The following is an 8,515-nucleotide window of genomic DNA, read 5'->3' as shown; positions in this document are numbered from 1 at the left end:
GCCAGCCACAGCGCGTCGTCGAAGGCGATGCTGCGGCCGTCGTCCAGCAACAGCCGGCCGTCGCGCTCGATGGCGGGCTGTTCGACGCCTTCGAAGGCGATGCGTGCGTGCCTCATGCCTCATCCTCCACGAGCGTGTTGACCAGCGCCTCGAAGCCCGGCGCGCTGATCTCGATGCGGTCGCCGGCGCGCGCCAGCGGACGGCCGGCGTCGCAGCCGAGCATCAGCACATCGCCGTGCGCGAGCGTCATGAACTCGCTCACGTCGGCCAGCAGTCGGGCCGCGTTGCGCACCAGTTGCGAATAGTCGACCGACTGGCGCAGCTCGCCGTTGATGCGCACCTCGAGCCTGAACTCGGCCGGGTCCGCCACCTCCTGCGCGTCGCGCATGGCGGGGCCGATGCCGAGGAAGCCGTCCACGCACTTGAACTTGACCGGCGGACGGAAGAAGCTCGCGTGCGGGATCGAGAGATCGTTCATCGGAACGAAGCCTTCGACGTCGCCGTCGGCGCCGATCACCATCGCGATAGTGGCGCCGACCTCGACCTCGGGGATGCGGGCGGGCACGGCAATCGCGTGGCCATGCGGGCTCCAGGTGTTGGCCGTCTTCACGTACAGCACAGGCGCTTTGGGCGGCGCCTTGTAGGGCGGTTGCGTCATCTGCGGCGTGAGTGCCTCGACCTCCGCGCGGAAGTTGAGCAGCACGCCGTAGACAGTGCCGGTGGGCAGGAAGCTCGCCGGAGTACCTTCGCCTTCGGCTGCGGTGCTATTCGCCTTCGGAACGGCCGTGCGGCTCATGGTTGCTCCAGTTCGATCACTTCATCGAGCAGCACATAGAGCTGCGACAGCTTCTGCTTGCCCAGCGACTTTTCCATCCAGGCGTAGTGATCCTCGATGCTGCGCGAGAGCTGCCGGACCATGCGCATGCCCTTGGGCGTGGCCTCGACGACGGTGCGGCGCTGGTCGGCGGGATCGCGTGCGCGGCGGATCAGGCCGTCGCGCTCCATGCGCGCGAGCACGCCGGTCAGGCTGGGGCCGAGGATGAAGGCCTCGCGTGCGACGCGGCCGGTCTCGACCATGCCGTGCTCGCCCAGGACCCGCAGCACACGCCATTGCTGGTCGCTCAGGCCGTGTTCGCGCAGGCTGGGACGGGTGTGCGCCATCACGGCCTCGCGTGCCTGCAGCAGCAGGCGGGGCAGGTTGCGGTGGACGAAAGTGGTGCTCATGAAGCCCCGATTATTTAACATGTTAAATTTATTGCAAGACCTTCCGATCGGCTCTGCGGCGGGGTTTTCCCTGGGTTCGAGGGAGCTGTGACGCCGAGCCCTCCCTACACTTGGACGATGGCCAAGGAAAAAACCCTCTTCGTCTGCTCCGAGTGCGGCGGCACCAGCCCCAAGTGGCTCGGCCGCTGCCCCAGCTGCGGCGCCTGGAACACATTGATCGAGCAGGTGGCCGCCGCCGCGGCCGGCGGCGGCAACAACCGCTTCGGCGCGCCCTTCGCATCGCTCGCCGGTTCGGCCGAGCTGGCGGTGCTGTCGGAGATCGAGGCCGGCGACGTCGAGCGCACGCCCACGGGGCTCGACGAACTCGACCGGGTGCTCGGCGGCGGCATCGTCGACGGCGGCGTCACGCTGATCGGCGGCGATCCGGGCATCGGCAAGTCCACGCTGCTGCTGCAGGCGGTCGATGCGCTGCAGCGCTCGGGGCAGAACGCGCTGTACGTGACCGGCGAGGAGAGCGGCGCCCAGGTGGCGATGCGCTCGCGCCGGCTCGGCCTCGAGCAGTCGCAGGTGCAGGTGCTGGCCGAGATCCAGTTGGAGAAGATCCTGGCCACGCTGGACGCCACGCGGCCGGCGATCGCGGTGATCGATTCGATCCAGACCGTGTACTCCGACCAGCTGACCTCGGCCCCCGGCTCGGTGGCGCAGGTGCGCGAATGCGCGGCCCACCTCACGCGCTTCGCCAAGGCCAGCGGCACGGCGGTGGTGCTGGTGGGCCACGTGACCAAGGAAGGCGCGCTGGCCGGCCCACGCGTGCTCGAGCACATGGTCGACACGGTGCTGTATTTCGAGGGCGACACGCATTCGAGCTTCCGCCTCGTGCGCGCCATCAAGAACCGCTTCGGCGCGGTCAACGAGATCGGCGTGTTCGCGATGACCGAGCGCGGCCTCAAGGGCGTGGCCAATCCGAGCGCGATCTTCCTGAGCCAGCACGCCGAGCCGGTGCCCGGCAGCGTCGTGCTGGTCACGCTCGAAGGCACGCGGCCGATGCTGGTCGAGATCCAGGCGCTGGTCGACGACGGCGGGCCGAGCCCGCGGCGGCTGTCGGTCGGCCTCGACCGCGACCGGCTCGCCATGCTGCTGGCGGTGTTGCACCGCCATGCGGGCGTGGCCTGCATGGACCAGGACGTGTTCGTCAACGCTGTGGGCGGCGTGCGCATCAGCGAGCCGGCGGCCGACCTGGCAGTGATGCTGGCCATCACCTCCAGCCTGCGCGGCAAGCCGCTGCCCAAGGGCTTCATCGCGTTTGGCGAAGTGGGCTTGGCCGGCGAGGTGCGGCCCGCGCCGCGCGGCCAGGAGCGGCTGCGCGAAGCCGCCAAGCTGGGCTTCAGCGTGGCCGTGGTACCCAAGGCCAACGCGCCGCGCAAGGGTGCCAAGGACATCGAGGGGCTGACAATCCATGCGGTGGAGCGCATCGAGGAGGCGATGGAGGTGGTGCGCCGGCTGGATTGATTCGCTCGGGCACGAGAACGGGGAAAGGAACCAACATGCAACTCGTCGTCTCCGCCGGGCTGATTGCCGCCGTCGTGCTCTGGGGCCTGGTCGCGCCGGCCTCGCTGGGCCAGGTCTTCGGCGCTGCCCTGGTCGGCATCACGCGCAACTTCGGCTGGTTCTACCTGTGGCTGGTGCTGGGCCTCGTGCTGCTGGCCTTTTTCCTGGCCTTCAGCCGCTATGGCGATCTCAGGCTGGGCGAGGAGGACGAGGAGCCCGAGTTCTCGCTCCCCGCCTGGTTCTCGATGTTGTTCGCCGCCGGCATGGGCATCGGGCTGGTGTTCTGGGGCGTGGCTGAGCCGGTGTCGCATTACGCCAAACCGCCACCGGGGATTGCGCCCGGCACGCCGGAGGCCGCCTCCGCGGCCATGCGTTACGCCTTCTTTCACTGGGGGCTGCATCCCTGGGCCATCTACGGCGTCGTCGGCCTGGCAATCGGCTTCTTCAGCTTCCGGCGCCAGTCGCTGCCGCTGGTGAGTTCCGTCACCGAAGCCCTGCCCTGGCGCTTCGCGCGACGGTTGTCGCCCGCCTTCAACGTGTTGGCGGTGGTGGCCACGGCCTTCGGCGTGGCGGCCTCGCTCGGCATGGGCGCGACCCAGATCAACAGCGGCCTGAACGCTGCCTTCGGGCTGCCGGTGAGCCCGAAGATGCAGTCGACCATCATCGTGGTGACGACGGTGCTCTTCATCAGTTCGGCGGTGACCGGCGTAGCGCGCGGGGTCAAGTGGCTGTCGCTGGGCAACCTTTGCCTGGCGGCCGCGCTCGCGCTGGCCGTGCTGGTGCTCGGGCCGACAGTCGCAATCGTGGACACGCTGACCAACACCCTGGGCGTCTACATCAGCGAGTTCGTGCGTATGAGCCTGCGCATGTCGCCCTTCCGCAGCAGCTCCTGGGTCGGCGACTGGACCATCTTCTACTGGGCCTGGTGGCTGGCCTGGTCGCCCTTCGTCGGGCTGTTCATCGCCCGCGTGTCGCGTGGCCGCACGATCCGGCAGTTCATTCTCGGTACCGTGTTCGCGCCCACGCTGGTGGGCTTCGTCTGGTTCTCGATTTTCGGCGGCGCGGCGCTCAACTTCGAGATCTTCCAGGGCGTGCCGCTGGCGGAGGCGGTGAAGGCCAACGTATCGACAGCGATGTTCGTGATGTTCGACGCCATGCCGGGCGGCGATCTGATGTCTCTGGTCGCGACGCTGCTGATCTTCGTCTTCTTCGTGACCTCGGGCGATTCGGCCACGCTGGTGCTGGGCACCATGAGCACGAACGGCAACCCGAACCCACCGGCGCGCGTCAAGATCGTCTGGGGCATTTTGGTGGCAGCCATCGCGCTGAGCCTGTTGCTTGCCGGCGGCCTGGAAGCCGTGCAGACCGCCACCATCGTATTCGCGCTGCCCTTCTCGGTGGTGCTGCTGTTGATGGCCGCCTCGGTGACGATGGCAATCCGGGAGGATTGGCAGCTGGAGCAGCGGCGCGAACGAGCCCTCCGCCGGAAAATGCGCGAACTCGTCAAATAGTCAGTACTTTGTCCCCGGCGACAATGCAGCCCATGAATTTTGGGAAAGTCTTCGTCCCCCTCGCGGGCCTGCTTCTGCTCGGCGCCTCTTATCGCGCCTATGGATGGCCGGGCGTCGCCTTCGCCGGCGGTGCAATCATCATGTTCCTGCTGATGCATTTCAACCGCACCATGCAGGTCCTGAAGCGCGCGGCCGACCGGCCCATCGGCACGGTGGCGAGCGCCGTGATGCTCAACGCCAAGCTCAAGCCCAAGGTGACACTGCTCCACGTGATCGCGATGACCCGCGCGCTGGGCGAGCAGCGCACGCCCAGGGATGCGCAGCCCGAGATCTATCGCTGGACCGACAACGGGGGCTCCTGGGTCGACGCCACCTTCGTCAACGGCAAGCTGACCGAATGGAAGCTGGTGCGCCCCGATGCGCCGGCCGGGAACGAGGAGCAGCCGGCCGACCCGCCGAATGCCGACGCGGTCAAGCCGGGTGCCGCCGACGCCCTGCGCCCGCCCGTCTAAGGCGTCTAGCCGCGACTAGAACGGCGCCGATTCGTCGGCCAATTCTTCCGTGGGCGCTGCGGCCTTCGGTGGCGCATCGACCGGCGCCGCACCCAGCTGCATTTCCCCGCCCAGCGCCTCGATCAGCTCCGGGACCAGTTGCCCGAGCTCGCCCGTCGCGATCGCGGCGTCGGCATCGAAGTTGTCTTCCTTGGCCGAGCCCGGCGCCTCGTCGAGCGTGCCTTCGAGGAACACGATCTTGCGCAGTTGCATGCCCTCTGTCAGCTCGAAGGACACGCGGTCGTCCCAGGTCATCGCCAGTCGCGTGGGCCGCTTGCCGTCCGCGATGTGCTGGCGGACCTCGTCGATATCCAGCGGATGCTTGGCGTAGCGCACCACCGCCTTCGATTCGTCGGTGGCCTTGAGCTCGCATTCGCGGTCGATGGTGAAGCCGGCCGGCGGCTCCTGCGTCGACAGCCAGTCCGACATGGCCACCGCCGGCTCCACTTGCGTGTTGACCTGTGCCACGGCAAAGCCTTCGAGCGCCTTCACCAGGCTGGTCACGACCTCGTCGGCGCGAGCCGCGTTGCTCGCGTTCACGACCAGCCGGCGTGCGGCCGGGTCGATCCAGACCGCGATGCGCACGTGGCGGGTGAAGGCCAGCGGCAGCAGCTCCTGCGTGATGTCTTCCTTGAGCTCCTTCTTCTCCTTCTTGCCGGGCTTGCGGCCGGTGGTGGCCTCGATCTGCGCGGCGCGCTCCTCGACCTTTCGGCGCACCACGGAGCCGGGCAGGGTCTTGCTCTCGATCATGTATTCGAGCAGCCACTGGCCGCCCACGGATTCGACCAGCGGCCCATGCGCTTCGCCGCGGGGCTCGGTCCAGCCGGCGGCTTTTTCCTGCGAGGGGCTGCAGGGCACGAAGCGAAAGGCATCCAGGCGTTGCTCGGCGTCGGTGAGCGTTTGCGACCACGTGGATTCGATGCGATAGACGATGACGTTCTTGAAGACGGACACGAGAAGAGAACCCTTTTCCTGGCTGTTTGGCAAAGCCGAGCATTGTCGGCGGGACGGCCCCGGGCCGAGCCGTAAAATCGCAAGCTTTTGCGACATCCCTCCCCCAAAAGGACAAAGAAATGAGCGCGCTGCCCCCTGCACTGGACGATCGTGACGGAAAGATCTGGATGGACGGTGATCTCGTGGAGTGGCGCGACGCCAAGATCCACGTGTTGAGCCACACGCTGCACTACGGCTGCGGCGCCTTCGAGGGGGTCAGGGCCTACAAGACGGTCGACGGCACGGCGATCTTCCGCCTGGCCGAGCACACGGAGCGGCTCTTCAACAGCGCCAAGATCCTGCGCATGAAGATTCCATTCACGCCCGAGCAGCTCAACGAGGCGCAGAAGCAGGTGGTGCGCACCAACAATCTGGAGAGCTGCTACCTGCGCCCGCTGGTGTGGATCGGCTCCGAGAAGCTCGGCGTGAGCCCCAAGGGCAACCGCATCCACGCGATGGTCGCGGCCTGGGCCTGGGGCGCTTACCTGGGCGACGAAGGCATGAAGCGCGGCATCCGCGTCAAGACCTCGAGCTACACGCGCCACCACGTCAATATCACCATGACGCAGGCCAAGGCAGTGAGCAACTACAGCAACTCCATCCTCGCCAACATGGAAGCCCTGGACGACGGCTACGACGAGGCGCTGCTGCTCGACGCGTCCGGCTTCGTGAGCGAGGGCGCGGGTGAGAACATCTTCGTGGTCAAGGGCGGCGTGGTCTACACGCCCGACCTGTCGGCCGGCGCGTTGAACGGCATCACGCGCAACACCATCCTCCACATCTGCAAGGATCTCGGCATCGAGGTGGTGCAGAAGCGCATCACGCGCGACGAGGTCTACATCGCCGAGGAAGCCTTCTTCACCGGCACCGCGGCCGAGGTCACGCCGATCCGCGAGCTCGACCGCATCGAGATCGGCCAGGGTTCGCGCGGCCCGGTCACCGAGAAGATCCAGAGCGCCTTCTTCGACATCGTGAACGGCCGCAATCCCAAGTACGCCCACTGGCTCACCAAGGTCTGAAAGAAAAAATGAGTGCCAACGCCGTGATCGAACTGTCGGCCCAGGACCTGAATCACCAGGGTGGGGTGTTCTGCCCCAACCCCAAGGCCGACATGAAGCTGTGGAGCGCGCACCCCAAGGTCTACCTGGACGTGGCGCGCACCGGCGAGGCCAAGTGTCCTTACTGCGGAACCGTCTACCGGCTCAAGGCTGGCGAGGCGGTGGGGCATCGCCACTGAGGGCGGCCCTGGCCCGGCGCGGGATCAATCCGCGCCATGAATCGCCGGGCTCCTGCGCAAGCCGCAGGTAGATCGTGGACACCCACAGCAGGCTGAGCCCGATCTGCGCATCGCGCAGGGCGGAGTTCGCATTGGTCGCGATGAGCGCGATCAGCTGCGCAGCGAACGCGTAGCGGCCGTACAGGTCGTCGCGCCGCCAGGCCACCCACACGCCTGTCAGCAGGATGGCCAGCAAGGTCAGTGCGCCGGGAATGCCGGCCTGCGAGCCCATCCAGAGAAAGTCGTTGTGCGGCATGTTGTAGTCGGCCAGCAGCTCGGGCCCGCGCAGATGCCACTGCTCGGTCCAGCCGCCGATGCCCCATCCCGTGAAGGGCCGGTCGAGGATCATGCGGCCGGTGTCGCGGTACATGTAGTAGCGCACCACCCAGCTGCCTTCCGACACCGCGCCGGCCTGGGCGGCTTCGAGCTCCTTCACGCCGAGCTCGAACTTCTGCTGCACCGCCGGCGAGTTCCAGAGGCCCACGGCCACGATCACGCCACCGGCCAACATCGCCAACGCAAGCACCTTGAGCTGCCGCCGCCACTGGTGCACGCAGACCGCCGGGATCACCAGCAGCAGGGCCAGCAGCGAGGTGCGCGAGGGCAGGCTGAAGGTGATGACCACGATCACCGCCAGCGTCACCGCGAAGGCGGCCACCCCGCGCAGCGGCCGGCGCTCCGAGAGCGCCTGCAAGCCGAACACGGCTGCTGTCGCGCCCAGGATGGTGAAGAGCAGCGCGTTGCTGATGGACTTGTTGCCGATCAGGAAGATCACGCCGCGCCAGGGCTCCACCACCGGAAAATAGATCTTCAGGAAGATCGCCGACCAGAACATCGCGATCAGGACGATGTTGAAGAGTGCCATGAGCAGGAAGCCCCGCAGCGCCCAGATCGCCTCCTCGCGCGTGAGGGCCAATGCCATCAGCAGCGTGGCGGCGATGCGCAGGCCATGGGCGAGGTTCGACGGCGTCTGCGGATACCAGGGCCGCAGCGCCAGCACCACCAGCGTCCACGCCACGTAGGCCACGATCGGCCACCACATCGGACTGGCGCGCAGCCGCCGCGCGCGCTCGCGCCAATCCCCGGCCACCAGCAAGGCGGCCAGCATCAGCAAGGCTGCGAGATAGGGAACGCCGACCGGCATGAACACCGTCAGCCCCCAGAACATGGCCGCGGGGCGGACGAGTTGCGATCTCTGCATGGGGGCGAATTCTAGGGGCGGCTCCGACCCTTGCTGACTCGGCCCGTCAGATGAGTGCGTCGCCGGGCTGCTCGCGGCGAACAACAGCCTGGTGCGGCCGACTCGGCAGCTCAGCGCTCTGCGCGTCTACCACCGCACCCGCACCCCCGCCGAGGCGTTGAGCTGCGACTTCGCGCGGGTGTCCCCGCCCGAGTCCCACAGCTTGCCGACT

9 protein-coding genes and 1 pseudogene are annotated in these 8,515 nt (G+C 67.6%); 5 read left to right on the top strand and 5 right to left on the bottom strand.

The genetic code is table 11. The annotated features are described in order from the left end of the window. The 3 genes and pseudogenes from APY03_RS45270 to hpaR all read right to left on the bottom strand — a co-directional run. Window positions 1–116, bottom strand: a pseudogene (locus APY03_RS45270) (fumarylacetoacetate hydrolase family protein); the annotation flags it as partial. Beyond that, entirely contained in the window at window positions 113–796 is a 684-nt protein-coding gene (locus APY03_RS39720) for a fumarylacetoacetate hydrolase family protein (RefSeq protein WP_068686381.1), read from the bottom strand. The gene APY03_RS39720 and the pseudogene APY03_RS45270, both read right to left, overlap by 4 nt. Then, window positions 793–1,224 carry a homoprotocatechuate degradation operon regulator HpaR gene (hpaR, locus tag APY03_RS39715; RefSeq protein ID WP_068686379.1) on the bottom strand — a complete coding sequence of 144 codons (432 nt, stop codon included), beginning with the start codon at window positions 1,222–1,224 and terminating at the stop codon, window positions 793–795. Before hpaR ends, APY03_RS39720 begins: the two co-directional genes overlap by 4 nt. A 117-nt stretch (window positions 1,225–1,341) precedes the next feature. On the opposite strand from hpaR, the gene radA reads away from it, so the two are divergent. The 3 genes from radA to APY03_RS39700 are packed head-to-tail and all read left to right on the top strand — an operon-like array spanning window position 1,342 to window position 4,795. Further along, on the top strand, window positions 1,342–2,733 hold the full coding sequence (gene radA / locus APY03_RS39710; RefSeq protein WP_068686376.1) for a DNA repair protein RadA: 1,392 nt from the start codon (window positions 1,342–1,344) through the stop codon (window positions 2,731–2,733). Between the two features lie 35 nt (window positions 2,734–2,768). Continuing rightward, window positions 2,769–4,283 carry a BCCT family transporter gene (locus APY03_RS39705; protein WP_083944962.1) on the top strand — a complete coding sequence of 505 codons (1,515 nt, stop codon included), beginning with the start codon at window positions 2,769–2,771 and terminating at the stop codon, window positions 4,281–4,283. A gap of 23 nt (window positions 4,284–4,306) precedes the next feature. Next, entirely contained in the window at window positions 4,307–4,795 is a 489-nt protein-coding gene (locus tag APY03_RS39700; RefSeq protein ID WP_068686372.1) for a glycerate kinase, read from the top strand. 15 nt (window positions 4,796–4,810) lie between these two features. Here APY03_RS39700 and APY03_RS39695 read toward each other — a convergent pair whose 3' ends face one another. Continuing rightward, complete coding sequence (locus APY03_RS39695) at window positions 4,811–5,788, bottom strand: recombination-associated protein RdgC (RefSeq protein ID WP_068686370.1); 978 nt, start codon at window positions 5,786–5,788, stop codon at window positions 4,811–4,813. Window positions 5,789–5,907: 119 nt separating this feature from the next. Here APY03_RS39695 and APY03_RS39690 point away from each other — a divergent pair, with 119 nt between their 5' ends. Continuing rightward, on the top strand, window positions 5,908–6,846 hold the full coding sequence (locus tag APY03_RS39690) for a branched-chain amino acid transaminase (RefSeq protein WP_068686368.1): 939 nt from the start codon (window positions 5,908–5,910) through the stop codon (window positions 6,844–6,846). An 8-nt stretch (window positions 6,847–6,854) separates the two neighbouring features. Next, complete coding sequence (locus APY03_RS39685; protein WP_068686366.1) at window positions 6,855–7,064, top strand: zinc-finger domain-containing protein; 210 nt, start codon at window positions 6,855–6,857, stop codon at window positions 7,062–7,064. Here APY03_RS39685 and APY03_RS39680 read toward each other — a convergent pair. Beyond that, entirely contained in the window at window positions 7,030–8,304 is a 1,275-nt protein-coding gene (locus APY03_RS39680; protein ID WP_068686364.1) for an O-antigen ligase family protein, read from the bottom strand. The two genes, APY03_RS39685 and APY03_RS39680, sit on opposite strands and share 35 nt — an antisense overlap. Window positions 8,305–8,515: the final 211 nt, after the last annotated feature.

Origin of the sequence: Variovorax sp. WDL1 (assembly GCF_001541225.1) — a bacterium.
Classification (GTDB): domain Bacteria; phylum Pseudomonadota; class Gammaproteobacteria; order Burkholderiales; family Burkholderiaceae_C; genus Variovorax.
This window is presented reverse-complemented; position numbering and strand designations above follow the sequence as displayed.

Bases quoted from the DNA above. Each gene is read 5' to 3' on its own strand.
- APY03_RS39705 (WP_083944962.1), top strand. From the start codon at position 2,769: ATGCAACTCGTCGTCTCCGCCGGGCTGATTGCCGCCGTCGTGCTCTGG.
- APY03_RS39690 (WP_068686368.1), top strand. From the start codon at position 5,908: ATGAGCGCGCTGCCCCCTGCACTGGACGATCGTGACGGAAAGATCTGG.
- APY03_RS39720 (WP_068686381.1), bottom strand. From the start codon at position 796: ATGAGCCGCACGGCCGTTCCGAAGGCGAATAGCACCGCAGCCGAAGGC.
- APY03_RS39680 (WP_068686364.1), bottom strand. From the start codon at position 8,304: ATGCAGAGATCGCAACTCGTCCGCCCCGCGGCCATGTTCTGGGGGCTG.
- radA (WP_068686376.1), top strand. From the start codon at position 1,342: ATGGCCAAGGAAAAAACCCTCTTCGTCTGCTCCGAGTGCGGCGGCACC.
- APY03_RS39685 (WP_068686366.1), top strand. From the start codon at position 6,855: ATGAGTGCCAACGCCGTGATCGAACTGTCGGCCCAGGACCTGAATCAC.
- APY03_RS39700 (WP_068686372.1), top strand. From the start codon at position 4,307: ATGCAGCCCATGAATTTTGGGAAAGTCTTCGTCCCCCTCGCGGGCCTG.
- hpaR (WP_068686379.1), bottom strand. From the start codon at position 1,224: ATGAGCACCACTTTCGTCCACCGCAACCTGCCCCGCCTGCTGCTGCAG.